The organism is Martelella sp. AMO21009 (genome assembly GCF_053484295.1).
Genome location: NZ_JBAKFR010000003.1, coordinates 289,463 through 312,562, shown reverse-complemented (window position 1 = coordinate 312,562; position 23,100 = coordinate 289,463). Strand labels below are relative to the sequence as shown.

The following is a 23,100-nucleotide window of genomic DNA, read 5'->3' as shown; positions in this document are numbered from 1 at the left end:
CAGCATGACCGTATTCCATCGCAATGAATTTCGTGAGCCCCTGCCTGACGGGCTGAAGGGCGGGGTGGTCGCGATCGGCAATTTTGATGGCGTCCATCGTGGCCATCAGAGCGTGCTCAACCGCGCGCTTGCCATTGCCGAGGAGCGCGGCGTGCCGGCGCTGGTGCTGACCTTCGAGCCGCATCCGCGCTCGGTATTCAATCCGCAAAACCCGGTGTTCCGGCTGACGCCGGCGCCGATGAAGGCGCGGCTGCTCGAAGCAATGGGCTACCACGCCGTCATCGAGTATCCCTTCGACCGCACCTTTTCCCAGCGCTCGCCGGAAGAATTCGTCACCACGGTGCTGATAGACTGGCTTGCCGCCAGCGAGGTCGTGACCGGCTTCGATTTCCATTTTGGCCGCAATCGCGAAGGCGGACCTGCCTATCTGATGACCGCCGGCAAGCGCCACGGCTTCGGCGTCACGCTGATGGATGCATTCCGCGACGAGGGTGCGGATGTCGTCTCGTCAAGCCGAATCCGCGATCTCCTGACGCGCGGCGAGGTGGTTCAGGCGTCGGGCCTGCTCGGCTACCGCTATACGGTGACGGGCGAGGTGATCCACGGCGAAAAGCTCGGCCGCACGCTGGGCTTTCCGACCGCCAACATGGCGTTCGATCCAGACGCCAAGCTGCGCCCCGGCATCTATGCCGTGCGCTACCGCCGCCCCTGCGGCACGCTGCATGACGGCGTCGCAAGCTTCGGCCGCCGCCCGACCGTGGTGGAGGACGGCCGCCCTCTGCTGGAAACCTATATCTTCGACTTCAAGGGCGATCTCTATGGCGAGGAGGGCGCGGTCTCGCTGTTCGGCCGGTTGCGCGACGAACTGAAATTCGACGGCCTCGAAGCCCTCGTCGCCCAGATGCATCGCGATGCCGATCAGGCGCGGGCGCTGCTTTCCGGCGTGAAGCCGTTTTCGGAGCTCGACGCGAAGATTGCATTCTGATGATTGCGCCTCTGCCAGTTTCTCGCGCATGGCTCTTTTCATCCCCGCGAAAAATCAGTAAAGACGGCGCATGATGACTGGGTACCGGTTTCGCACCATACGAATTATTGGCCCGGCTTTCCGCGCGGCTTGAGATTTGAGCGCCGGAAGGTCCGGGATTTCGGCGCTTGAAGCGCCCCGACCGTCTCAATTTCCCCGATACATGCGCGCGACACGCGCCGCCAGAAGGCCGCGAACCCATGAGCGATACAAAAGACACCATCGATTATTCCAAGACCCTCTATCTGCCGCAGACCGATTTTCCGATGCGCGCGGGCCTGCCCGAGAAGGAACCGGAAACGGTTGCCCGCTGGCAGGAGATCGGCCTCTACAAGAAACTGCGCGAGGACGCCAAGGGGCGCGAGAAATTCGTGCTCCACGACGGCCCGCCCTATGCCAATGGCAACATCCATATCGGCCATGCGCTGAACAAGATCCTGAAGGACGTCATCACCCGCTCGTTCCAGATGCGCGGCTATGATAGCAACTACGTTCCCGGCTGGGACTGCCACGGCCTGCCGATCGAATGGAAGATCGAGGAAGCCTATCGCGCCAAGGGCCAGAACAAGGACGAGGTCGAAATCAACGAATTCCGCCGCCAGTGCCGCGAATTCGCTCAAGGGTGGATCGATGTCCAGACCAAGGAGTTCCAGCGCCTGGGCATCGAGGGCGATTTCGAACACCCCTACACCACGATGGCCTTCCACGCCGAGGCCCGGATCGCCGGCGAACTGCTGAAGATCGCCAAGTCCGGCCAGCTCTATCGCGGGTCTAAGCCCGTGATGTGGTCCGTGGTCGAACGCACGGCGCTGGCTGAGGCCGAGGTTGAGTATCACGAGGTTCAGTCGGATACGGTTTGGGTGAAGTTTCCTGTTCGCCAATCGAAGTACATGGCACCATTAGTATCCAGAGATTCTCCGGGTACGCCGACACCTCACTGGGTTGAGGTGATGGATAGGTATGCAGGATGCTTCGTCGTTATCTGGACAACTACGCCTTGGACGATTCCTGGTAACCGTGCGGTCTCGTTTTCGTCAAAGCTAGCTTATGGTGTTTATTTGGTAGTAGAGGCCGAAAACGATTTCGGCCCTCAACCAGGTGAAAAGCTACTGTTCGCCAAAAATTTGGCTGAGGAATGTGCAACCAAAGCTAAGGTTAAACTGAAGTTAATAGAGGACGTTGGCTCGGATGAGCTAAGATTGTTGGTCTGTGAGCATCCGCTAAAAGGTTTTGGATTCGGTTACAACTTTGACGTTCCACTCCTCGACGGTGACCACGTCACCGATGACGCCGGCACCGGTTTTGTCCACACCGCGCCCGGCCACGGCCGCGAGGACTTCGACGCTTGGATGGAGAAGGCGCGCGAGCTTGAGGCGCGCGGCATCTCCGCGAAGATCCCGTTCACGGTCGGCGATGACGGCTATTACACCGAGGAGGCCTATGGCTTCGGCCCGGATGCCGAAGGCGGTGCTGCCCGCGTCATGGACGACAACGGCAAGAAGGGTGATGCAAACGACCGCGTCATCAAGGCGCTGATCGATGCCGACATGCTGTTTGCCCGCGGCCGGATCAAGCACGACTATCCGCATTCCTGGCGCTCCAAGAAGCCGGTGATCTTCCGCAACACGCCGCAGTGGTTCGTCTACATGGACAAGGAGCTGGGCAACCCCTCATCCGGCCCTTCGGGCCACCTTCTCCCCTCAGGGGAGAAGGGTGAGGCTGCGGCAAGCGGCGGCGCTTCGGCCCTCAACGGCGACACGGCGGCAAGCGGTGGCCTCTCAGTCCCCTCTCCCCAGGGGGGAGAGGGTCAGGGTGAGGGGGGCGACACGCTGCGCTCCCGCGCTCTCAAGGCCATCGACAACACCCGTTTCGTGCCGGCCGGCGGCAAGAACCGGCTGCGCGGCATGATCGAGAACCGCCCGGACTGGGTGCTGTCCCGTCAGCGCGCCTGGGGCGTGCCGATCTGCGTTTTCGCCGACAAGGCCGGCAATGTGCTGGTGGATGACGCCGTCAACGCCCGCATCCTCGAAGCCTTCGAGGCCGAAGGCGCGGATGCATGGTTTGCCGAAGGCGCGCGCGAGCGCTTCCTTGGTTCGCGGGCGAACGAAGATTGGGACATGGTCACCGACATTCTCGATGTCTGGTTCGACTCGGGCTCGACCCACACCTTCACACTGGAAGATCGTCCCGACCTGAAATGGCCGGCCGATGTCTACCTGGAAGGCTCCGACCAGCATCGCGGCTGGTTCCATTCCTCGCTGCTGGAAGGTTGCGCCACCCGTGGCCGCGCGCCCTACAATACGGTGATCACCCATGGCTTCACCATGGATGAGCATGGCCGCAAGATGTCGAAATCGCTCGGCAACACCGTCGTGCCGCAGGACGTGATGAAGAAGTCCGGCGCCGATATCCTGCGTCTGTGGGTGATGACTACCGACTACTGGGACGACCAGCGGCTTGGCGACCAGATCATCAAGACCAATGTCGACAGCTACCGCAAGCTGCGCAATACGCTGCGCTGGATGCTCGGCACGCTTGCCCATGATGAGGGCGAGGAGATCGCGCTTGCGGACATGCCGGAACTGGAGCGGCTGATGCTGCACCGGCTTGCCGAACTCGACCAGCTGGTGCGCAAGGGCTATGACGATTTCGATTTCAAGCGCATCGCCCGCGCGCTGAACGATTTCGCCAATATCGAGCTGTCGGCCTTCTATTTCGACGTCCGCAAGGACGCGCTCTATTGCGACGCGCCGTCGAGCCTGCGCCGCCGCGCGGCGCTGCACGTGATCCGCAAGTTGTTCGACTGCCTCGTGACCTGGCTTGCGCCCATGTTGCCGTTCACGATGGACGAGGCCTGGCTATCGCGCAATCCGAACGCGGTTTCGGTGCATCTGGAACAGTTCCCCGATGTGCCGGCGGCGTGGAAGGATGATGCGCTCGCGGCCAAGTGGGAGAAGATCCGCGCGGTGCGCACCGTGGTCACGGGCGCGCTGGAAATCGAGCGCCGCGAAAAGCGCATCGGCTCCTCGCTTGAGGCCGCACCGATCGTCTATGTTGACGACGAAGCGCTGCTTGCCGCCCTCGATGGCCGCGATTTCGAGGAAATCTGCATCACCTCGGCCATCACCATCAAGGCCGGCAAGGGCCCGGAAGACGCCTTCCGCCTGCGTGAGGTAGCCGATGTGGCCGTAGTGCCCGCGCTTGCAACCGGCACCAAATGCGCACGCTCCTGGCGGGTGACCGAGGATGTCGGTTCCGATCCGGACTATCCGGATGTGTCGGCGCGCGATGCGGCGGCGCTCAGGGAGCTCGCGGCACTGGCCGGGTGACGAAAAGTCGGCGTTTTTCCGGCTTTTTCCACCGGATCATTAGCCGAATTGCGAAAACGGCGGTTCTGCGATAGGAATGTCGCGGTTTCGCCGGATTCATCGCCACAGTATGGCGATGACCTGATAACAAGAAGCGCCCCGGCGCGGAGGTTTGGTAGACAGCGCATGACATTCGTTATCCGTTCGATGAAGATCGCAATTGCCCTTGCGGGCGTGGCATCGCTTTCCGCCTGCCTTGGCGCGCCGACTTATGGCACCGGCAAGACCGCGACCAGCCAGCTTGTCGAGGACCTCGGCGAGGCCGTGCTGGTGATCAATCCGGACCAGCCCGACATCGATTACGAGCCGCGCCCCGACCTGGTGAAGCCGACCAAGGGCACGAACATGGCGGCGCTTGCTCCGCCGCAGAAATCGCTTGCCTCCGCCGACAATCCGAACTGGGTTGAATCGCCGGAAGAGCAGCGCGACCGCCTCTATGAGGAAGCGGAGGAAAACAAGGATAATCCGTTCTATCGCTCGCCGCTTCTGGCCTCTGATGATCCGAGCCAGATGAGCGAGAAGGAACAGCTCGAAGCATTCCGCAAGGCGAAGAAGGAAGCGACCTCGATTGATATCACCCAGCGCCGCTACCTCATCGATCCGCCGCAGGAATATCGCATGCCGAGCGATCCGGCGGCGCTGAACGATCTCGGCGAGCCGGAGCGCGCCAAGGAACGCCGCCGGCAGAAGCTTGCCGAGGGCAAGGACCCCGACAAGTGCTTCCTGTTCTTCAACTGCAACAGCGGCGCGACCGACGACTTCCTGGAATCGTCGAAGAACTCCGGTCAGTGATAGTCTGAGTTAGAGGACGCCATGGGCTATGCCATCCGGCCGGCGACGCGAAGCGATGCCGGCGCCATCTATCGTTTTGTGTGCGAACTCGCCGAGTTCGAGAAGGCGCTCGATCAGGTCGAAACCAGCGCGGAAGGGCTTGCCGAGGCGATCTTCGGTGAGCGCTCGGTCACCGGCGCGCTGATTGCGGAGGCCGAAGGCGAACCGGTGGGTTTCGCGGTCTACTATTTTAGCTTCTCCACCTGGCAGGGCCGTAACGGCATCTATCTGGAAGATCTCTATGTGACGCCGGAGCATCGCGGCGCGGGCCTCGGCCGAGCGCTGATGAAGGCGGTCGCGGAGATCGGCGTTGCCAAAAACTGCGGCCGGATGGAATGGAGCGTGCTTGACTGGAACGAGGGCGCGATCCGCGTCTATGATGGCATTGGCGGCAAGCCGCAGGACGAGTGGATCCGCTACCGGCTGGAAGGCGAGACCCTGCGCAAGGTGGCAAGCGGTTCAATCTGAGCGCTTTTCACTGAAGAACGACCGCAACAGTTCCGCCGAACGGCTTTCGGAAAAACCGGAATAGACATCGGGCCGGTGGTGGCAGGTCGGCTGGGCGTAGAACCGGCCGCCATGATCCACCCCGCCGCCCTTGGGGTCGGCCGCGCCATAGTAAAGCCGCTCGATCCGGGCGAAGGAAATCGCCGCCGCGCACATCGCGCAGGGCTCCAGCGTTACGTAGAGATGCGCGCCGGGCAGGCGTTCCGAGTCGCGCTTGCGGCAGGCTTCGCGTAGCGCGAGGATTTCGGCATGGGCGGTGGGATCGGCCATCTCGCGGGTGCGGTTGCCGGCGCTGGCGACGACCTTGCCATCGATCACGACGACCGCGCCGATCGGCACTTCGCCGCGCGCCGCCGCCGCTTCGGCCTCGGCGAGCGCCAATGCCATGAAATCATAGCCGACAGGCATTATCAAAACTTTCCTCTTAACGGCCTTGACCCGACCTGATAGAGGATCGGGACAAACAGGCAAAGCACAATGACCGAAAAAGACAAGTTTCCCAAACGCGGCAACAAACCTGCCGGCGGCAAGCCGCCGCGCAAGGCTGAAGTCCAAGCCGCTGCTAGCGAGGAAAAACAGGGCGAGCGTATCTCGAAAATCCTCGCCCGCGCCGGCGTCGCCTCCAGGCGCGATGCCGAGCGGATGATCCTCGACGGCCGGGTGAAGGTCAACGGCAAGCTGCTGGAAACGCCCGCGCATAACGTCACCCTCGATGACAAGATCGAGGTGGATGGCGAGGAAATCCGGGGCATCGAGCGCACAAGGCTGTGGATCTACCACAAGCCTGCCGGCCTCGTGACCACCAATTCCGACCCCGAAGGTCGCCCGACCGTGTTCGACAACCTGCCGGCCGAGCTGCCCCGGGTGATCTCGATCGGCCGTCTCGACATCAACACCGAAGGCCTGCTGCTGCTGACCAATGACGGCGGGCTGGCGCGGGTGCTGGAGCTGCCGGCCACCGGCTGGCTGCGCCGCTACCGCGTGCGCGCCCATGGCAAGATCGAACAGGCCGATCTCGACAGACTGAAGGACGGCATTGCCGTCGACGGCGTGCTTTACGGTGCGATCGATGCCACGCTCGACCGGGTGCAGGGCTCCAATGTCTGGATCACCATGGGGCTGCGCGAGGGCAAGAACCGCGAGATCAAGAACGTGCTCGGCGCGCTCGGCCTCGAAGTCGGCCGCCTGATCCGCATTTCCTACGGTCCCTTCCAGCTCGGCGAGATCGCCGAGGGCAACGTGATGGAAGTGCGCGGCCGCACGCTGCGCGACCAGCTCGGCCCCCGGCTGATCGAGGAGGCCGGCGCCAATTTCGACGCGCCGATCTATAATGACAAGCAGGTGGAAGGCGAGACGCCGAAAGCCCGCGACGACTGGAAGCCGGAATCCGGAAAACGCGAGGGCCAGGGCAAGCGTCGCGGCGACAAGCTGGATCGCGGCGAGCGCGCCGAACGCGGCCGCGACCGGCTCGACACCAAGCGCAAGGGCAATGGCGAGAAGGTCTACAAGGATATCGAAACCCGCAGCCGCGCCACCAATGTGTGGATGGCGCCCGGCGCCCGTCCGCTCGGCCCCAAGGCCAAGAAGAAGGCCGAGGACCGGGCCAGGGAAGACGCCCGCCGCGATGCGAAGCGCGATGCGCGCCGCTCGGGTTCCGCCGAGGGCGAAGCGCCGCGTGCGCGCGGACCGGCCGGCGGCAGGGGCAAGCCCGCTGCAAAGCCTGCCTTCAAGGGACCGCACAAACCCCGTGAGGCCGGTGCTGAAGGGGCAGGCGAAGCCCGCCGTTTCGATGGCCCGAAGCGTCAGCGCGGCGAGGGCCGTCCAGCCGGTGGTGACCGTCCTGCCGGCGGCAAGCGCTTCGATGGGCCGAAGCGGGAGGCTGCGGCGCCACGCGGCGATCGTCCGACCGGCGAGAAGCGCGGCAGCCGCCCCGAAGGCGGCAAACGTCCGGGCGGCGACAGGCCGCGTTCCGGCGGTTCACGGGATGGCGGGCCGCGCGGCGGTCCGGGCAGGGGGCCGAAGGGCAATGCGGATCGTCGGCGGTGAGTTTCGCGGGCGCGCGCTCGCCACGCCGAAGTCCTCCGACATCAGGCCGACGACCGATCGCACCCGCGAGAGCCTTTTCAACATTTTAAGCCATGCCTATCCGGAAGCGCTTGACGGTTCGCGGATGATCGATCTGTTCGCGGGCACCGGCGCGATGGGGCTCGAGGCGCTGTCGCGCGGGGTGAAGGCGGTTCTGTTCGTCGAAAACAGTGTCGAGGGCAGGGGGCTATTATGGTCGAATATCGAGGCGCTCGGCCTCGCCGGCCGCACCCGGATCATGCGCCGCGATGCGACCCGGCTCGGCCCCGCCAATCGCATCGAGCCCTATGATTTCCTGTTCGCCGACCCGCCCTATGGCAAAGGACTTGGCGAAAAGGCCATGGCCGCGGCCCATGACGGCGGCTGGCTGAAGCCCGGTGCGCTGGCGATCCTGGAGGAGCGCGCGGATGTATCGCCAATGCTTTCGGAGGTTTACCAGCCGCTCGAGACCCGCGAATTCGGTGATACGCGCATGCATTTCTACCGGTATCGCGCCTGATCGGCGGCTTCAGACCGCGCTGTGCGGCAGCACGAACGGCGTATCGTCTTTCGGTTTCTGGCTGACGGAAAGCCTTGTGGCGAACACGGCGTGGAGATTGTCGTCGGTGATGGTGTCCTTCGGGCTGCCCGCCGCGATCACCCGACCCTCGCGCATCAGCACCACGTGATCGGCAAACAGCGCCGTCAGGTTGAGGTCGTGCATGATCGCGATCACGCCGCCGCCGGCGCGGCAGAACTCGCGCGCCAGCCGCATGATCGCAAGCTGGTGCAGGATATCGAGGCTTGCGACCGGCTCGTCCAGAAGCAGCCAGCGCGGCTTGCCATGGGCGACCGGGGCCTCGATCTGGCACAGCACCCGGGCAAGCTGGACGCGCTGCTGCTCGCCGCCTGAGAGTTCCTGATAAAAGCGACCTTCGAAGCCGTGAAGGTCGACGGCGCCGAGCGCCTTCGCCATGGTCGCGCGATCGTCGGCGCGGTGGGCGCGGCCCGAAAGCCCCATGCGCAGCACCTCGGCGACGGTGAAGGGAAAGGCGAGGGTGGAGGATTGCGGCAACACGCCGCGCATCTGTGCCAGCCGCCAGGGTGCAAGCCCCGCCACCGCTTCGCCGTTGATTTCAACCACGCCCTCATCGGGCGCAAGGTCGCCAGCGATCGCCTTCAGCGTTGTGGTCTTGCCGCAGCCGTTCGGGCCGCAGATCGCGGTAAGCGCGCCGGGAACGGCTTGCAGCGCGATATCCTTCAGCACCGGACGGCCTGAAAGCGTAACGCACATATTCCGGATTTCGATCATGATTACAAATTGAGCCGCGAGCGGTTTTTGAGGAGGATCCACAGGAAGAACGGCCCGCCGGCGATCGCCGTAATGATGCCGATCGGCAGTTCGGCCGGTGCGACGACCGTGCGGGCGAAGAGGTCGGCGAGCACCAGCAGCGCGCCGCCAAGTAGTGCCGAGGCCGGCAGAAGATAGCGGTGGTCTGGGCCGATGACGAGCCGCAAGAGATGCGGCACGACGATGCCGACGAAGCCGATCCCGCCCGAGACCGCGACGCCCGCGCCGGTGGCGGCGGCAACGGCGATGATGGTGATGTTCTTCAGCCGCTGCACCGGGATACCGATATGATAGGCGGTCGCCTCGCCGAGCGTGATCGCGTTCAGCCCCTTGGCCATGAACGGAAGCACGGCGAAGGCCGCCAGCATGATGGGGGCGATTGCGCCGACCTTCATCCATGTCGCGCCGGCGAGCGAACCCATCGACCAGAAGGTAAGGTCGCGCAATTGCTGGTCGTTTGCGAGATAGACGAGAAAGCCGGTGGCCGCGCCCGCAAGCGCCGAAAGCGCGATGCCGGCAAGCAGCATGGTCGCGACCGATGTCTGGCCTTGGCTGGTGGAAATCCGGTAGAGCAGCAGCGTGGTGACAAGCCCGCCGAGGAAGGCGGCGACAGGCAGGGCGTAGAAGCCGAGCAAGCCATAGATGGGCGCGGCGATGGTGCCGCCGAGCACGATCATGATCACCGCGCCAAGCCCCGCGCCGGCGGAAACCCCGACCAAACCGGGGTCTGCCAGCGGATTGCGGAACAGGCCCTGCATCGCCGCGCCGCAGACGGCAAGCGATGCGCCCACCAGAAAGCCCATGATCGCGCGTGGCAGGCGGATGTCGAAGATGATGATCCGGTCACGCGCCGCGAGCGCTGCGCTGTCGCCTGTGACGATTGCTTTCGCTACATCGAAGAGCGAGGCATCCGAGGCCCCGTTGGCGACCGAGATCAGAATCGCCAGCCCGGAGGCGACAACGAGCGCCGCGATCATCACGACCGCCAGGTCCGATCGATCTCCGCTATCGCGCCAGCGCGCGCCCGACAAGGCTTCGATCACCGTCATGGCCGCCTAGTCTCCGTAGATTTCCGCAGTCAGCGCTGAGAGGTTTTCAGCAAAGCGCGGGCCGAAATTCAGCATGCCGACCGGATCGATCCGGTAGATCGCCATGGCCTCGCCGGCCGGCGTCAGCGACAGGGCCGGGTTGGCGGTGATATCGTCATTGGTCGGCGCGCGGCTGCCGGCGCTCTCGTCCATCAGGATGATGACATCCGGCGCGGCCTTGATGATCGCCTCGTCGGAAAGCGCCTTGTAGCCCGGAAAGTCGCCGACGGCGTTGTCGAGGCCGGCAGCCTCGATCATGCCGTTGGCGGCCGTGCCGGTGCCCGAAGCCATCACCTTGCCGCCATTCAGGCTGAGGATGAACAGCGCGCTCTTGCGCTCTTCTTCGGGCCGTGCCTCATTTGCCGCCAGAAGCGGATCGAGGCTGGCCTTGATATCGGTCGCCAGCGCTTCCGCCTCGGCCTCTTTGCCGATCAGCGCGCCCACCATCTCGACCTTCTCGAGGATACCGTCGCGGCTGTAATCCTCCGGCACCACCGCCATTTCGACCTCCGCCTGTTTCAGCACATCCAGCGTTTGCGGCGGTCCTGCGCCCTCGATGGCGATGATGGCGCTGGGGTCGATTGACAGCACGCCTTCCGGCGATAACTGCCGCATATAGCCGATATCGGGCTTGGCGGCGGCTTCGGGCGGATAGGTGCTGGTGGTGTCGCGACCGACGATCTGGTCGCCGGCGCCCAGCGCATAGACGATCTCCGTTATCGAGCCGCCGATGGTGACGAGGCGCGAGGGATCGGCAAGCGGCTCTGTTGCGCCGGCGGATGTTGTGCCGGCGAGAAGCAGGAGGGCGGCCAGCGGCCGGGTCAGAAAATGTCCTGTCATCGGTATCCTCACGCTGCTGCGGTTTCCGCGTGGCGCGGCAGGCCTTCGGCAAGAGAACGCCATACCGGGCGTTCGGCATAGCCCTCTAGCCGTTTGCCGAAGAACTGGATGATTAGCTCGCCATCCGCATTGAAGGCTTCGACCGAAGTCACATGGCCATCGCTGGTGGGCTTGCGCACCAGCCAGGTCTCGGCGATCTGGTCGCGGCGCAGATGCAGGTGGAAGGTCGGGTCCATTACGTTGATCCAGGGACCCATCTCGATGATGTTGGAAACCGGACCGGAATGGATCTGCACGATGCCGTTATTGGCGACGAACACCATCAGCGGCAGGTCCGGCGTCTCGGCCGCCGCGTGGAACATGGTCGCGACGGCGTCATCGGCAAGGCGGTAGGCATAGTCATCGCCAACGGTCGCGATCGCGGTCTGGCGGTGGACCTTCAGATCGTTCAGCATGCCGAAGAACTGGTGGGTGTCGGTCAGCGCCGTCCAGCGGTCGCGCAGGAGCTCGACATCGACGGCATTGGCATCGCGGGCGTGGTCGGCGTCATGCGGCGCGAAGGCCTCGGTCAGAACGGTCTGGCTCTGGTCCTCCAGCCGGTATTTCTCGACGAAATCGCGATAAGCCTCGACATTGGAGGCGGGCCGCAGGTGCAGCTTGAACACCGCAGTACCGGTCATGTCGAAATATTGCAGGCTCAGTTTTTCCGTGCCGTCGGCATCCGTCTTGGTCACCGCGAAGGCGTGGATCCAGCGGCTGGGGAAAATCCTGAGGTCGATGTTTTCGCCAAGAACGATCGCGGCCTTCTTGCCGTTCTTGATATTCTCGAAGACGCCGATCTTCTCGTGCACTGCGCTTTCATTGCGCGACAGCGCCATGATTTCCCCGAAGCTTTCGGCGTGGTCGAGAAGGTGGGACGGCTCCGGCGCGATCCGGGTTGCGGTCAGGCCGACCTCGGCCGCCACAAGCGCCGCTTCGCTGATACCAAGTCGGGCTGCGATATCGCGCTCGCGCATTTTCGGGTTCTGGCTGCGGAATTCACGAATCTGTTCTGGTGTCGTCTCAGTCATGTCTCTCATGCCTACTTGTTCAGAATGAGTTTGCCTTGGCGGGTGATCTTCATGCGGTACTCGGCGCCCTGATGGCGGATGACGATTTCGTTCCGCCCCTGAAAGAGCGACTCGCTTTCCAGAACCGGCAAGCCGCGCGTTCCGGCTTTCGTGCCGGTCTTTGCTGGTTCCTTGTCGTGATTCATTGGTAAGCTGCCTGCATCCGTATATACTTGATTCTGAAAATCATGTTTTATAAGTTGACTCTATTAATCACCTTTGTCTATCCACGCAATAGACGTTTTGCCTGTTGAGGGATAGGATTGTGGCCGATCGCGATGTGCCCCTGAGGGCCTTTTCAAATTCCGGAGATTCCTGACGATGAGATTATCGATTTGCGCAACCGCCCTCGTTTTCGCCCTGTCGCAGCCGGTCCTGGCGCAGGAAGCGGCCGGTGAAGCGCCGGCGAGCGAACCGGCCGAACCGACCGGACTTTCGATTTCGCTGAACACGCTCGAAACCACCGACAATGGCTGCAAGCTGACATTCCTGGTGGAAAACGATCTGCCCGAGACGATCGAAAGCCTTCAGGCCGAAGTCGCGCTGTTCGACAGCGAAGGCGTCGTCGACCGGCTGACCATGCTCGATTTCCTGACCCTTCCGGCCGGAAAGAAGCGCGTGCGCCAGTTCGAATTGCCCGGCGAAAGCTGTGACGCGCTCGGCGGGCTGCTGTTGAATGACATCAAGGTCTGCGATGCCGAGGGCGTGGATTGCATGGGCGCGCTCGAAACCGGTTCGAAGGCGGGTATTCCCTTCGACGGTTGAGACCGGCCAGCGCATAATTGAGTGGACACTAGCTCCCGATGATGAATGACCAGGCCATGTTTGCGATGGGCTTGCCGGGCGGCACGCGCGAGCGTCTTGACGATGACGCGCTTGATGATGCTGTCGTGCGAGAGGACAGCCCGTTTGGCGCGGCGGCACCCGAAATCGCCCCCGAAATCGGCATCGCGCCTGCGTCGGACGTCGACCTTGATAAGGTGGTGTTCGAACTGAAGGCGGCGGCAAGCGCGGCCAGTTCCGCCCGGAAAGTGGAGTCCGCCGAAAGGGACGAAGAGACCGCTGCCGAAGAACTGCCACTGGAGGATGCCGAGCTCGGCGTTGTTCCTCAGGCAGGGTTTCTCGACAGGGGCACGGTGCGGGCGGGCAAGCGCCTTTCCGCTGCAACGCTGGTGTCGCTGCTGATCCATTCCGCCGCCTTCGCGTTCGCGCTCCATGTTGCCCGCGTCCTGCCGGAAGCTCCCATGGAAGAAGGCAGCACCGTCGTCAGCGTGATCATGGTCGGGAACGGCGATGTGGATGCCGCCGCAAGCGGCGCGGAGCCGACCATGGTCGAGGCCGAACCGGTGCCGGTGGAAACCGCGACCGCCGTCGAGGCCGAGCCGCTGGAGACCACCGCGGCCGAGCCGCTTGTGCCGCAGCCACCCGCCCCCGTTGAACAGGCCGCGCCGACGCCCGTCGAGACGCTGACACCGCCGCAGACCGAAACCGCAGCGCCGGTCACTGCCGAACCGGTTGTCGCCCCACCGAGTGTCCCGGCGGTTCTCGCCGCAGCGCCAACCACGGCGCTTGCGCCCTCGACGGTTCCGCCCGCGCCGCCGGTTGTCGAACAGGCCGTGTCACCCGCTGAAATCCCGGCATCCGCGCCCGTCGTCGCCGAAGCGCTGCCGCCGCAGGAGACGCCGGTCAACCCGCCGGCCGAAACGGCCGAGCCGCTGACGGCGCAGACCGAGCCGGTCGAAACGATCAAGGCGCAGGAGGACGATCCGGAGCTGGCCTACGATATCGATGCGCCCGTTCCCGCGCCCTCGCCATGGAAGACAGAGCCATTGCCCGAGGATCAGGTGGCCACCCGCAAGGCGGAGGAGCGCGCCAAACCGAAGCCCGTTGAACAGCGGCAGGTGGTGAGGCGGTCTTCGGCCGGTTCCTCCGGTCAATCGAATCGGGATGCGCGCAAGGGTGTCGCTTCGGGCACGGCCAACACCGGCGCGAGCCAGGCGGCGCAAGCGCGGGCCGGCAACAGCGGAAACGGCGAGGCGGAGATGGCCAATTATGCCGGCAGGCTCAGGGCCAAGCTGCGCCGCTCCGTGGCTTCGGAACGCTATTATCGCGGCGTCGGAAGGCTGCAGTCGACGGTCGTCGTCAATGTGAGGCTGAACCGCTCCGGCGCCATTGCCGGACTGTCGCTGGCAAGATCATCGGGCAACGGCCAGGTCGATGCGATCGTGTTGCAGCGCGCCCGCGCCGCCGGTCCCTTCGGCGCGTTCCCGGCGAGCTATCGCGGCGCAAGCCACAATTTCTCCCTGCCGATTCAGCTCAATCTCGGCCGCTGAGGCAAGGATACCGTCTTACGATCCGATGGTACGCTGAAGGCCCTGGATGGCCGGCTGGTAATTGGGGTCGAGCTGCTTGGCCTTCTGGTAGTAGGAGGCCGCCTTGGTGAAATCGCCCTGGCGCTCAAGCACAAGGCCGATATTGGCCCAGCTTTCGGCGACCGATTGATCGAGCGCCAGCGCCTTGTCGAAATCGGCGCGGGCATTCTGGTCGTCGTTCAGCGCCAGATAGGAGACGCCGCGGCCATTATAGGGCTGCGGCGATTTCGGCGACAGCGAGATCGCCTTGGAGAAGTCGGCGATTGCCAGCTCCTGCTGGCCGCGCTTCTGGTAGATCAGGCCGCGACTATGATAGGCGCGCGGATCGGTGGTGTTAAGCTGGATCGCGCGGGTGTAATCGTTGAACGCGTCGTCGAACTGGCCCGATTCGCGGTAGAGATTGCCGCGGCCGATATAGGCAACGTCGTAATTGCTGTTGATCTGGATCGCGCGATTGTAATCGTTCAGCGCGTCCATTTGACGCCCCATGCTACGCTCGATCAGCGCGCGGTTGGCATAGGCCTGGTAATAATTCGGATTGAGCGCGATCGCCTGGTTGAAATCCTCGATCGCCTTGCGGTCGTCGCCGGCACGCCCATAGGCGGCGCCGCGCACATTGTAGGCGCCGGGATCGTTGGGGTTGGATGCGATCACGTTCGAAAGCGAGGCGATGTTCTGCTCGGATCCCTGGGCGGCATCGATGGCGAGCACGTTCTGGTTCATGACCTGGCCGGTCTGGCAACCGGCTAGCAGGCCTACCGTGCCTGCCAACACGATATACCGGGCAAATCGCAGCTTGCCTGCCGTGAACGAGCCGCCCGAAAGCGCGCTGGTGATCTTCGTCATATCCATCCCCATAATTGCATGCCTTTTGCGACAACAGCCGGCGGGAAGCTTTTGTTCCCCTTCCGGTTTTGAAAAGGGCGTCCCCACAATCTACATGATCGAGGTTAAAATTCTGCCAAATAAAAAGGCGGGAACATGTGCTCCCGCCCTAAGAACGCATTAATGTGCTGAAAAAGCGACAATCAGCGAGAAACCAGACCTTCGCGAACGGCGCGCTTGCGAGCCAGCTTGCGAACGCGGCGGATGGCTTCCGCCTTTTCGCGCGCACGCTTCTGCGAGGGCTTTTCGTAATGGTCGCGCATCTTCATTTCGCGGAAGATGCCTTCGCGCTGCATTTTCTTCTTCAGAGCGCGGAGGGCCTGGTCAACATTGTTGTCGCGGACAAGTACTTGCACGTGTATCCCGTTCCTTGGTCGTTGGTGTCTGAGCCTGGCAAATACTTGCACGTTCAGGCATTGATTGGTCTTAAGGCGGTACAATCCGCCCATATCTGGCGTCGCGATTAACAGATCGCGGCCGATAAGTCCAGCCCTTACGGTAAGACAAGGGCTGGCAGAGCGAAAAATCCGGGTTTCGATTGACAGGATTCGCCGCCAAAGGCAATCCTTTTTGAAAGACGACGCCACGGAAATCGCGATGTCGAAGGCGGATCGAAAAAGCGTCGCAAAAAGGACGTTGCCTCGTATTTCGATTTGCGATTGGTATAGTCGCAACGACGCCGCCGAACCCCGATGGAGCCCACAAATGCGCAAATATTCCGTTTTTGCTCTCGCGCGCGAGGCCACGCGCCATCACAAGGGCTGGGAGAAGCACTGGACCTCGCCGGAGCCGAAAAGCGAGTATGACGTCATCATCATCGGCGGCGGCGGCCATGGTATGGGCGCGGCCTATTACCTCGCCAAGGAACACGGCATCACCAATATCGCGGTGATCGAAAAGGGCTGGGTCGGCGGCGGCAATACCGGACGCAACACCACGATCGTGCGCTCCAATTATCTCTATGACGAGAGCATGGATATCTACGAGCATTCGCTCAAGATGTGGGAAGGCCTGTCGCTCGATCTGAACTACAACGTCATGTTCTCGCCGCGCGGCGTGATGATGCTGTCGCATAATGAACATGACCGCCAGTCGTTCAAGCGCCATGTCCACGCCAACCGGCTCTACGGCATCGACAATGAATGGCTGACGCCGGTTCAGGCGAAGGACTACTGCCCGCCGCTCGATATTTCGGCCTCCGCACGCTACCCGGTCAATGGCGCCGCCCTGCAGCGCCGCGCGGGTACCGCTCGTCACGATGCCGTGGTCTGGGGCTATGGCCGCGCGGCGTCCGATCGCGGCGTCCACATCATACAGAACTGCGAGGTCAAGGCGATCCGAAGGGGCGCGGACGGCGCGGTGACGGGGGTGGACACCAATCGCGGCTTCATCGGCGCGAAGAAGATCGGCGTCTCCGCCTCGGGCCACAATTCGGTGGTGATGGCGATGGCGGATGTCCGCCTGCCGCTCGAAAGCCAGCCGCTGCAGGCGCTGGTTTCGGAACCGCTGAAGCCGATCTTCCCCTGCGTGGTGATGTCGAATTCGGTCCACGCCTATATCTCCCAGTCCGACAAGGGCGAACTTGTGATCGGTGCGGGCACCGACCAGTATAATTCCTATTCCCAGACCGGCGGGTTGCAGATCATCACCCATACGCTCGACGCCATCTGCGAGCTGTTTCCGATCTTCCGCCGGGTCAAGATGATGCGCCAGTGGGGCGGCATTACCGATAACACGCCGGACCGCTCGCCGATCCAGAGCGTGACGCCGGTGCCGAACCTGTTCGTCAATTGCGGCTGGGGCACGGGCGGCTTCAAGGCAACGCCGGGTTCGGCGCATTTGTTCGCGCATCTCATCGCCAAGGGCGAGCCGCATAAGCTCGCCGCTGGCCTCACGCTCGAGCGCTACAATACCGGCCGGCTGATCGACGAAGCGGCTGCCGCCGCCGTCGCGCACTGAGGGGCCGCCATGCTCTGGAACGTCAACAGGAAATGCGAAACCAGCGCCGGCATGGTGGCCTGGGGCAGCGCCGGCAAGGGGCCGCCGCTGGTGCTTGCCCATGGCTGGCCGTGGTCGTCGTTTTCCTGGCACCGCATCCTGCTGACGCTGTCGCATGCCTATACGGTCTACTGGTACGACATGCCGGGCTTCGGCCGCTCCGCCAAGAATGCCGGACAGGCGACGGGGCTCGATGTCCAGGGCCGGGTGTTCAAGGAGATGGTCGACTATTGGATGCTCGACGCGCCGCATGTGCTGGCCCATGATTTCGGCGGCGCGGTGACGCTGCGCGCGCATCTGCTCCACGATGTTCCCTATTCAAGCCTGACGCTGATGAATGTCGTCGCGCTGAGCCCATGGGGCTCCGAATTCTTTGACCATGTCGGCCGTCACGTTGATGCCTTCCAGCCGCTGCCGTCGCACATTCATGCGGCGATCGTGGAAGCCTATATCAAGGGTGCGCTGGTCAACGAGATCGATGCCAGCGACCTGCGCGAACTGGTCAGCCCGTGGCTTACGCCCGAGGGACACCAGAGCTTCTACCGCCAGTTCGCCCAGGCCGACGACGCCTTCACCGATGAATTCGCCGAGAAGCTGAAGGAGATCGCCTGCCCGGTCACCATCCTCTGGGGCGAGCGCGATCCGTGGATCCCGATCGAGCGCGGCCATCTTCTGGCGGGCCGGATCGGCGTGCCGCTTCATCCGCTTGCAGGCGCAGGCCACCTGCCGCAACTGGAAGCGCCGCGCGACCTCATCGACCTGATTATCTCTATTCCCGACGCCTTGCCCGAACTGGAGGGAAACTGAATGTTGCTGATTTACTGTCCCTATTGCGAGGAAGCGCGCAGCGAGCTGGAGTTTTCCGGCGCGGGCGAGGCGCATATCGCGCGGCCTGAAAACATGGCCGAACTCTCCGACGCGGATTTCGCCAATTATTTCTTCATGCGCACCAATCCCAAGGGGCTGCATTTCGAGCGCTGGCGTCATTCCCACGGCTGCGGCCGGTTCTTCAACGCCGCCCGCGACACCGTTTCTGATCGCTTCCTGAAAACCTACAAGACCGGCGAGCCGAAGCCCGATCCGGCCGAACTCGGCATGGGAGACGGCCAATGAGCGGCGCATTCCGGATTGCCGACAAGGGCCGGCTGACGCCCGCGAAAACCGTGCGCTTCACTTTCGACGGCAAGACCTATACGGCGCTGGAGGGCGATACGCTGGCCTCGGCGCTGCTGGCCCACGGCGTTCACCTGGTCGGCCGCTCCTACAAATATCACCGTCCGCGCGGCTTTCTGACGGCGGGTTCCGAGGAACCGAACGCGCTGTTCGATATCGCCCGCGACAGCGCCCGACGGCAGCCCAATGTGCGTGGGCCTGTGCAGGAGGTGTTCGACGGCATGAAGGCTGGCTCGCAGAACCGCTGGCCGTCGCTTTCCTTCGATGTCGGGGCGATCAACGACATCGTCTCGCCGATGCTGATCGCAGGCTTCTACTACAAGACCTTCATGTGGCCGTTCAGCGCATGGCACAAGCTCTATGAGCCCGCGATCCGCAAGGCCGCCGGCCTCGGCGTGGCGCCGACGGAAGAGGACCCGGACAGCTATGCCAGCCGCTATGTCCATTGCGACATGCTGGTGGTCGGCGCGGGGCTTGCAGGCCTGACGGCCGCGCTTTCGGCCGCGCGGGCCGGCAGAGACGTCATCATCTGCGACGAGAAGCCGGAGCCGGGCGGCGCGCTGCAATATGAGAGCGGCACCACTGTCGGCGGCAAGCCCGGCTATGACTGGGCGGTCGAAACGGCAGCGGAACTTTCGGCCATGGACAATGTCCGCTACCTGCCGCGCACCACGGCATTCGGATACTACAACCACAATTTCCTCGGCCTGTGCGAGCGGCTGACCGACCATCTGCCAAATGCGAAGGCGGAAGGTCCGCGCGAGCGGCTCTGGCAGGTGCGGGCGGAAAAGGTGGTGCTGGCCACCGGCGCGATCGAGCGCCCGATGGTGTTTCCCGACAATGACCGTCCGGGCATCATGCTGGCCTCTGCCGCGCGCAGCTATCTCAATCATTACGGTGTCGCCGTCGGCTCCAAGATCGGGGTCTACTGCGCCCATGATTCGGCCTATGAGGCGGCCTTTGATCTCGCCCGCGCGGGCGTGAAGGTGGTTGCCATCATCGATAGCCGCTCCGAGCCCGGACCGGGCCTCGCCGAGGAGGCGAAGGCGCTCGGGATCACGCTCCATACCGGCCACAGGGTGGTCGGCACGAAGGGCCGGCTCAGGGTCAAGTCGATGCGGGTCAAGGGCGGCGGCAAGCCCCGCGACTACGATATCGACGCATTGATCACCTCTGCCGGCTGGACGCCGTCCGTGCATCTGTTCTCCCAATCGCGCGGCAAGCTTGCCTTTGATGCCGAAAACGAACGCTTTCTGCCGAGCGTCTATGCCCAGAACGCCGTCTCGGTCGGCACCTGCAATGGCACGGATGCCGTGGCCGATCTGGTCGCGGAGGCCGCGGCGGCAGGCGGCGGTTTCGCCGAAATCGCGGCTGCGACCGAACATGTCTGGACCGGCGGCATGCTGGGCGAAAATGACGACACCGACCCCTACGCCAAGGCGTTCATCGATTATCAGCACGATGTCTGTGCCAAGGATATCCGTCAGGCCGTGCATGAGGGCATGGCCTCGATCGAGCATATCAAGCGCTTCACCACCAACGGCATGGCGTCGGACCAGGGCAAGCTTTCCAACATGCACGGGCTGGCGATCGCCGCCGAAATGCTGGACCGGCCGATCCCGCAGGTGGGGCTCACCACCTTCCGCCAGCCGTTCACGCCGGTCACCTTTGGCACGCTGATCAACCATTCGCGCGACGCGCTGTTCGATCCGGCGCGCAAGACGCCGATCAATGCGTGGGCGGAAGCGCAGGGCGCGCCGTTCGAGGATGTCGGCAACTGGACGCGCGCCTGGTATTTCCCGCGCGCGGGCGAGACCAAGCATGACGCGGTCAACCGCGAATGCCGCACCGTGCGCGAATCAGCGGGCGTGTTCGACGCCTCCACGCTCGGCAAGATCGAGGTCGTCGGCCCCGATGCCGAGGCGTTCATGAACCTTATGTATTCCAACGCCTGGTCGACGTTGAAGCCCGGCAAGTGCCGCTACGGGCTGATGCTGCGCGAGGACGGCTATATCTACGACGACGGCGTCGTCGGCAGGCTGGCGCAGGACCGCTTCCATGTGACCACCACGACGGGCGGTGCGCCGCGCGTGTTGAACCTGATGGAGGATTATCTCCAGACCGAGTTTCCGCATCTGAAGGTCTGGCTGACGTCGACCACCGAACAATGGGCGGTGATCGCGGTGCAGGGGCCGAAGGCGCGCGAGATCATCGCGCCCTTTGTCGAGGGCGTGGATATTTCCAACGAGGCTTTTCCACATATGAGCCTTGCCGAATGCACGGTCTGCGGCGTTCCGGCGCGGCTGTTCCGGGTGTCGTTCACCGGCGAGCTCGGCTACGAGATCAATGTCCCCGCCGATTACGGGCTGGCGGTCTGGAAGGCGGTGTTCGCGCGCGCGGAGACCTTCGGGGCCTGCGCCTATGGCACCGAGACCATGCATGTGCTGCGCGCCGAAAAGGGCTATATCGTCGTCGGTCAGGACACCGACGGCACGGTGACGCCCTATGATGTCGGCATGGGCTGGGCAGTCTCGAAGAAGAAGCCGGATTTCGTCGGCATGCGCGGCCTCAAACGCCCCGATCTCGTTGCCGAGGGCCGCAAGCAGCTCGTCGGCCTGATGGTCAAGAACAACCCCCGGCTGGTGCTGGAGGAAGGCGCGCATGTGGTGGCCGACCCGAATGCGGCAAAGCCGGTGCCGATGCTCGGTCATGTCACCTCGGCCTACTGGTCGGAGGCGCTGCAGAGCGGCATCGCCATGGCCGTGGTCAAGAACGGCCACACGCTGAAGGGCCAGACGCTTTACGTGCCGATGCCGGAGCGCACCATCGCCGTCGAGGTGGTCGACACCGTTTTCTATGATACCGAAGGAGCGCGCATCAATGGCTGAGCAAATTAGCGCCGAACGCGACCTGCCGCTTGCCGGCGCCTATGGCGGCTCGGGCCTTGCCCGGCTGGTGGTGGCGCGGCCTGCCACCCGGCTGTCGCTGAGGGCCGGCGAGGACGCCATCCCCGGCCTCAACGGCATGCTGGAACTCGACCTGCCGGTGAAGCCGCTGACCTCCTCGGGCGGGGAGGGGCGCTACGCCTTCTGGCTCGGGCCCGACGAGTGGCTGGTGATCGATGAATACGAGGATGACCTCGCCGGCCGCCTCGGCCCGGCGGCAGGGCCCTATTCGGCGGTCGATGTCTCCCACCGCAACATCGCGATCATGGTCGACGGGCCGGGCGCTCCCGCAACGCTGAACGCGGCCTGCCCGCTCGACCTGAGGCTCGAAAGCTTCCCGGTCGGCAAGGTCGCGCGCACGGTGCTCGGCAAGGCGGAGATCATCCTCTACCGCAAGGAGGAGCATACCTTCCGCGTCGAATGCTGGCGCTCGTTCGCGCCTTATGTCTTCGGGCTGTTGGATCAGGGGGCGAAGGACGCAGCCTATTGATCCGGGCCGCGCCAGTCGATCCATCGACCATGAAAATCAGCGCGCCCGAGTTTCAGCGTTTCGCCGCCCGGCCAGACGGTGAGCGTTAATCCCGCGCCGGGCCTTTCTTCGTCGGCTTCCATCGCAATGTGGCAGAGCGGAGCGTTGTCGTCTGCACGCGCGCCCGCCTCGGCCAGCAGGCGTTCGCCCTCGGCGCGCGCCGCAAACGGCAGATATTGCCAGGCGATGGTGTGGTAGACGATGTGCACCTCGCCCTGGCGGGAGGCAGCAAGTCTGTCGCCAAGCCACTCCACGGCGTCGGCTTTTTCGACAGTGACGCCGGTCGCGCGGGCGAGCGCCAAGGCCTGTTCGGTGCGCTCCAGCCGGTCGGCCTGATCGGCCCAGATGTAGGAGAGCAACCGCTCGCAATCATCGCTGTCTGAAGCGTCGAGCGGGTTTAGGTCGCAGCCGGCGCGTTCGCCGACGGCGATTGTCGCCTCCGGCGGCAGTGGTCCGGTCCAGTCAGGCGCGATTTCGAACGGCGCCTCGCCGGTGGCTGGCGCAAAATGCCGGCCTCCCAGACGGTAGGCATAGCGGTCCCACATCAGGTTCAGACCGGCCGAGGCGCCGATTTCGGACAGCACAAGGTCCTTGCCGGGAAAGCGGGCGGCGATCAGCGCAAAGGCCGGAAACAGGGCGGCCGAGCGGCGAACTTCATTGGTTTGCGGGGCCGACTGCATCCGCTGCGTGATAAATGCCGCCTCTTCCGCCATCGCCTCTGCCACGGCTTGCCAGAGCGCGTCATCCGATATCTTTGCCGGCGGATAGACGGCGACAAGCGGATCATAGCCGCGTCGCTTTAATGCATGCAGTGCGCCGCAGAAGCGCAGCGCCAGCGCATCCGGGCCAACGCGATCTTGCGGCCATGTCGTGATCAGCGACGGGACCGGGCCATCTGTGCCTGATAGCCGCTCCGCCGCCAGTCTGCAGAGCCTTGCGGTAAAGGGCGAACCAAGCTCATTGCAGGCATCGGCCTGGCTTTCAAATCCCGCAACAATTGCCAGGGAGGCGGTCAT

General features: G+C 63.9%; 22 protein-coding genes. 13 read left to right on the top strand and 9 right to left on the bottom strand.

The annotated features are described in order from the left end of the window. The first annotated feature begins 4 nt into the window (after positions 1–4). The 4 genes from V6766_RS05690 (at position 5) to V6766_RS05675 (ending at position 5,691) form a co-directional block, all read left to right on the top strand. On the top strand, positions 5–985 hold the full coding sequence (locus V6766_RS05690) for a bifunctional riboflavin kinase/FAD synthetase (protein WP_448464449.1): 981 nt from the start codon (positions 5–7) through the stop codon (positions 983–985). 239 nt (positions 986–1,224) lie between these two features. Then, positions 1,225–4,353 carry an isoleucine--tRNA ligase gene (gene ileS / locus V6766_RS05685; protein WP_448464447.1) on the top strand — a complete coding sequence of 1,043 codons (3,129 nt, stop codon included), beginning with the start codon at positions 1,225–1,227 and terminating at the stop codon, positions 4,351–4,353. Positions 4,354–4,518: 165 nt separating this feature from the next. After that, positions 4,519–5,184 (top strand): hypothetical protein, encoded by a 666-nt coding sequence (locus tag V6766_RS05680; protein WP_448464445.1) that lies wholly within the window; start codon positions 4,519–4,521, stop codon positions 5,182–5,184. Positions 5,185–5,205: 21 nt separating this feature from the next. Beyond that, positions 5,206–5,691, top strand: coding sequence for an N-acetyltransferase family protein (locus V6766_RS05675; RefSeq protein ID WP_448464443.1), 486 nt, complete (start codon positions 5,206–5,208; stop codon positions 5,689–5,691). Here the strand turns inward: V6766_RS05675 and V6766_RS05670 are convergent. Then, a complete protein-coding gene (locus V6766_RS05670; protein ID WP_448464441.1) occupies positions 5,683–6,138 on the bottom strand; it encodes a nucleoside deaminase in 456 nt (151 codons plus the stop codon). The genes V6766_RS05675 and V6766_RS05670 overlap by 9 nt on opposite strands. A 69-nt stretch (positions 6,139–6,207) precedes the next feature. On the opposite strand from V6766_RS05670, the gene V6766_RS05665 reads away from it, so the two are divergent. Both V6766_RS05665 and rsmD read left to right on the top strand, forming a co-directional pair. Further along, positions 6,208–7,776, top strand: a complete 1,569-nt coding sequence (locus tag V6766_RS05665) for a pseudouridine synthase (RefSeq protein ID WP_448464438.1) — start codon at positions 6,208–6,210, stop codon at positions 7,774–7,776. After that, on the top strand, positions 7,757–8,314 hold the full coding sequence (rsmD, locus tag V6766_RS05660) for a 16S rRNA (guanine(966)-N(2))-methyltransferase RsmD (RefSeq protein ID WP_448464436.1): 558 nt from the start codon (positions 7,757–7,759) through the stop codon (positions 8,312–8,314). Before V6766_RS05665 ends, rsmD begins: the two co-directional genes overlap by 20 nt. A gap of 9 nt (positions 8,315–8,323) precedes the next feature. Here the strand turns inward: rsmD and V6766_RS05655 are convergent, their stop codons facing one another. From V6766_RS05655 to hemP, 5 genes are read right to left on the bottom strand one after another with little or no spacing between them, the layout of a single operon-like run. After that, positions 8,324–9,106 carry a heme ABC transporter ATP-binding protein gene (locus V6766_RS05655; RefSeq protein ID WP_448464434.1) on the bottom strand — a complete coding sequence of 261 codons (783 nt, stop codon included), beginning with the start codon at positions 9,104–9,106 and terminating at the stop codon, positions 8,324–8,326. Between the two features lie 2 nt (positions 9,107–9,108). Next, positions 9,109–10,194: a FecCD family ABC transporter permease gene (locus V6766_RS05650; RefSeq protein ID WP_448464432.1), complete on the bottom strand. Its 1,086-nt coding sequence runs from the start codon at positions 10,192–10,194 to the stop codon at positions 9,109–9,111. 6 nt (positions 10,195–10,200) lie between these two features. Continuing rightward, positions 10,201–11,073, bottom strand: a complete 873-nt coding sequence (locus V6766_RS05645) for a heme/hemin ABC transporter substrate-binding protein (protein WP_448464430.1) — start codon at positions 11,071–11,073, stop codon at positions 10,201–10,203. 8 nt (positions 11,074–11,081) lie between these two features. Then, positions 11,082–12,152 carry a hemin-degrading factor gene (locus V6766_RS05640; protein WP_448464428.1) on the bottom strand — a complete coding sequence of 357 codons (1,071 nt, stop codon included), beginning with the start codon at positions 12,150–12,152 and terminating at the stop codon, positions 11,082–11,084. A 2-nt stretch (positions 12,153–12,154) separates the two neighbouring features. Beyond that, positions 12,155–12,328 (bottom strand): hemin uptake protein HemP, encoded by a 174-nt coding sequence (gene hemP / locus V6766_RS05635; RefSeq protein ID WP_448427494.1) that lies wholly within the window; start codon positions 12,326–12,328, stop codon positions 12,155–12,157. A gap of 175 nt (positions 12,329–12,503) precedes the next feature. On the opposite strand from hemP, the gene V6766_RS05630 reads away from it, so the two are divergent. Then, on the top strand, positions 12,504–12,947 hold the full coding sequence (locus V6766_RS05630) for a hypothetical protein (RefSeq protein WP_448464426.1): 444 nt from the start codon (positions 12,504–12,506) through the stop codon (positions 12,945–12,947). 38 nt (positions 12,948–12,985) lie between these two features. Beyond that, positions 12,986–14,515, top strand: a complete 1,530-nt coding sequence (locus V6766_RS05625) for a TonB family protein (protein WP_448464424.1) — start codon at positions 12,986–12,988, stop codon at positions 14,513–14,515. 15 nt (positions 14,516–14,530) lie between these two features. Here the strand turns inward: V6766_RS05625 and V6766_RS05620 are convergent, their stop codons facing one another. Next, the gene (locus V6766_RS05620; RefSeq protein ID WP_448464422.1) at positions 14,531–15,406 is read right to left on the bottom strand and encodes a tetratricopeptide repeat protein; all 876 of its coding nucleotides are present in this window, start codon (positions 15,404–15,406) and stop codon (positions 14,531–14,533) included. Positions 15,407–15,582: 176 nt separating this feature from the next. Beyond that, positions 15,583–15,795, bottom strand: a complete 213-nt coding sequence (gene rpsU, locus V6766_RS05615; protein WP_026173590.1) for a 30S ribosomal protein S21 — start codon at positions 15,793–15,795, stop codon at positions 15,583–15,585. A 349-nt stretch (positions 15,796–16,144) separates the two neighbouring features. Here rpsU and V6766_RS05610 point away from each other — a divergent pair, with 349 nt between their 5' ends. Genes V6766_RS05610 through V6766_RS05590 form a run of 5 tightly spaced genes read left to right on the top strand, consistent with a single transcriptional unit; the run spans position 16,145 to position 22,045 of the window. Beyond that, positions 16,145–17,398: a sarcosine oxidase subunit beta family protein gene (locus tag V6766_RS05610; protein ID WP_448464420.1), complete on the top strand. Its 1,254-nt coding sequence runs from the start codon at positions 16,145–16,147 to the stop codon at positions 17,396–17,398. Between the two features lie 9 nt (positions 17,399–17,407). Then, on the top strand, positions 17,408–18,244 hold the full coding sequence (locus tag V6766_RS05605; RefSeq protein ID WP_448464418.1) for an alpha/beta fold hydrolase: 837 nt from the start codon (positions 17,408–17,410) through the stop codon (positions 18,242–18,244). After that, the gene (locus V6766_RS05600; RefSeq protein WP_448464416.1) at positions 18,245–18,550 is read left to right on the top strand and encodes a sarcosine oxidase subunit delta; all 306 of its coding nucleotides are present in this window, start codon (positions 18,245–18,247) and stop codon (positions 18,548–18,550) included. Beyond that, positions 18,547–21,498 (top strand): sarcosine oxidase subunit alpha, encoded by a 2,952-nt coding sequence (locus V6766_RS05595; protein ID WP_448464414.1) that lies wholly within the window; start codon positions 18,547–18,549, stop codon positions 21,496–21,498. Before V6766_RS05600 ends, V6766_RS05595 begins: the two co-directional genes overlap by 4 nt. Next, a complete protein-coding gene (locus V6766_RS05590; protein ID WP_448464412.1) occupies positions 21,491–22,045 on the top strand; it encodes a sarcosine oxidase subunit gamma in 555 nt (184 codons plus the stop codon). The genes V6766_RS05595 and V6766_RS05590 overlap by 8 nt, the downstream gene beginning before the upstream one ends. On the opposite strand, the gene V6766_RS05585 is transcribed toward V6766_RS05590, so the two are convergent. Further along, positions 22,039–23,100 carry a DUF2332 domain-containing protein gene (locus V6766_RS05585; RefSeq protein ID WP_448464410.1) on the bottom strand — a complete coding sequence of 354 codons (1,062 nt, stop codon included), beginning with the start codon at positions 23,098–23,100 and terminating at the stop codon, positions 22,039–22,041. The genes V6766_RS05590 and V6766_RS05585 overlap by 7 nt on opposite strands.

What these genes read in the sequence shown, in the direction of transcription:
- rsmD (WP_448464436.1), top strand. Translation starts at nt 7,757, where the DNA reads ATGCGGATCGTCGGCGGTGAGTTTCGCGGGCGCGCGCTCGCCACGCCG.
- V6766_RS05585 (WP_448464410.1), bottom strand. Translation starts at nt 23,100, where the DNA reads ATGACCGCCTCCCTGGCAATTGTTGCGGGATTTGAAAGCCAGGCCGAT.
- V6766_RS05670 (WP_448464441.1), bottom strand. Translation starts at nt 6,138, where the DNA reads ATGCCTGTCGGCTATGATTTCATGGCATTGGCGCTCGCCGAGGCCGAA.
- V6766_RS05630 (WP_448464426.1), top strand. Translation starts at nt 12,504, where the DNA reads ATGAGATTATCGATTTGCGCAACCGCCCTCGTTTTCGCCCTGTCGCAG.
- V6766_RS05640 (WP_448464428.1), bottom strand. Translation starts at nt 12,152, where the DNA reads ATGAGAGACATGACTGAGACGACACCAGAACAGATTCGTGAATTCCGC.
- V6766_RS05610 (WP_448464420.1), top strand. Translation starts at nt 16,145, where the DNA reads ATGCGCAAATATTCCGTTTTTGCTCTCGCGCGCGAGGCCACGCGCCAT.
- V6766_RS05655 (WP_448464434.1), bottom strand. Translation starts at nt 9,106, where the DNA reads ATGATCGAAATCCGGAATATGTGCGTTACGCTTTCAGGCCGTCCGGTG.
- V6766_RS05600 (WP_448464416.1), top strand. Translation starts at nt 18,245, where the DNA reads ATGTTGCTGATTTACTGTCCCTATTGCGAGGAAGCGCGCAGCGAGCTG.
- V6766_RS05650 (WP_448464432.1), bottom strand. Translation starts at nt 10,194, where the DNA reads ATGACGGTGATCGAAGCCTTGTCGGGCGCGCGCTGGCGCGATAGCGGA.
- V6766_RS05625 (WP_448464424.1), top strand. Translation starts at nt 12,986, where the DNA reads ATGATGAATGACCAGGCCATGTTTGCGATGGGCTTGCCGGGCGGCACG.
- V6766_RS05590 (WP_448464412.1), top strand. Translation starts at nt 21,491, where the DNA reads ATGGCTGAGCAAATTAGCGCCGAACGCGACCTGCCGCTTGCCGGCGCC.
- V6766_RS05605 (WP_448464418.1), top strand. Translation starts at nt 17,408, where the DNA reads ATGCTCTGGAACGTCAACAGGAAATGCGAAACCAGCGCCGGCATGGTG.
- V6766_RS05645 (WP_448464430.1), bottom strand. Translation starts at nt 11,073, where the DNA reads ATGACAGGACATTTTCTGACCCGGCCGCTGGCCGCCCTCCTGCTTCTC.
- V6766_RS05595 (WP_448464414.1), top strand. Translation starts at nt 18,547, where the DNA reads ATGAGCGGCGCATTCCGGATTGCCGACAAGGGCCGGCTGACGCCCGCG.
- hemP (WP_448427494.1), bottom strand. Translation starts at nt 12,328, where the DNA reads ATGAATCACGACAAGGAACCAGCAAAGACCGGCACGAAAGCCGGAACG.
- V6766_RS05620 (WP_448464422.1), bottom strand. Translation starts at nt 15,406, where the DNA reads ATGGATATGACGAAGATCACCAGCGCGCTTTCGGGCGGCTCGTTCACG.
- V6766_RS05680 (WP_448464445.1), top strand. Translation starts at nt 4,519, where the DNA reads ATGACATTCGTTATCCGTTCGATGAAGATCGCAATTGCCCTTGCGGGC.
- ileS (WP_448464447.1), top strand. Translation starts at nt 1,225, where the DNA reads ATGAGCGATACAAAAGACACCATCGATTATTCCAAGACCCTCTATCTG.
- V6766_RS05690 (WP_448464449.1), top strand. Translation starts at nt 5, where the DNA reads ATGACCGTATTCCATCGCAATGAATTTCGTGAGCCCCTGCCTGACGGG.
- V6766_RS05665 (WP_448464438.1), top strand. Translation starts at nt 6,208, where the DNA reads ATGACCGAAAAAGACAAGTTTCCCAAACGCGGCAACAAACCTGCCGGC.
- V6766_RS05675 (WP_448464443.1), top strand. Translation starts at nt 5,206, where the DNA reads ATGGGCTATGCCATCCGGCCGGCGACGCGAAGCGATGCCGGCGCCATC.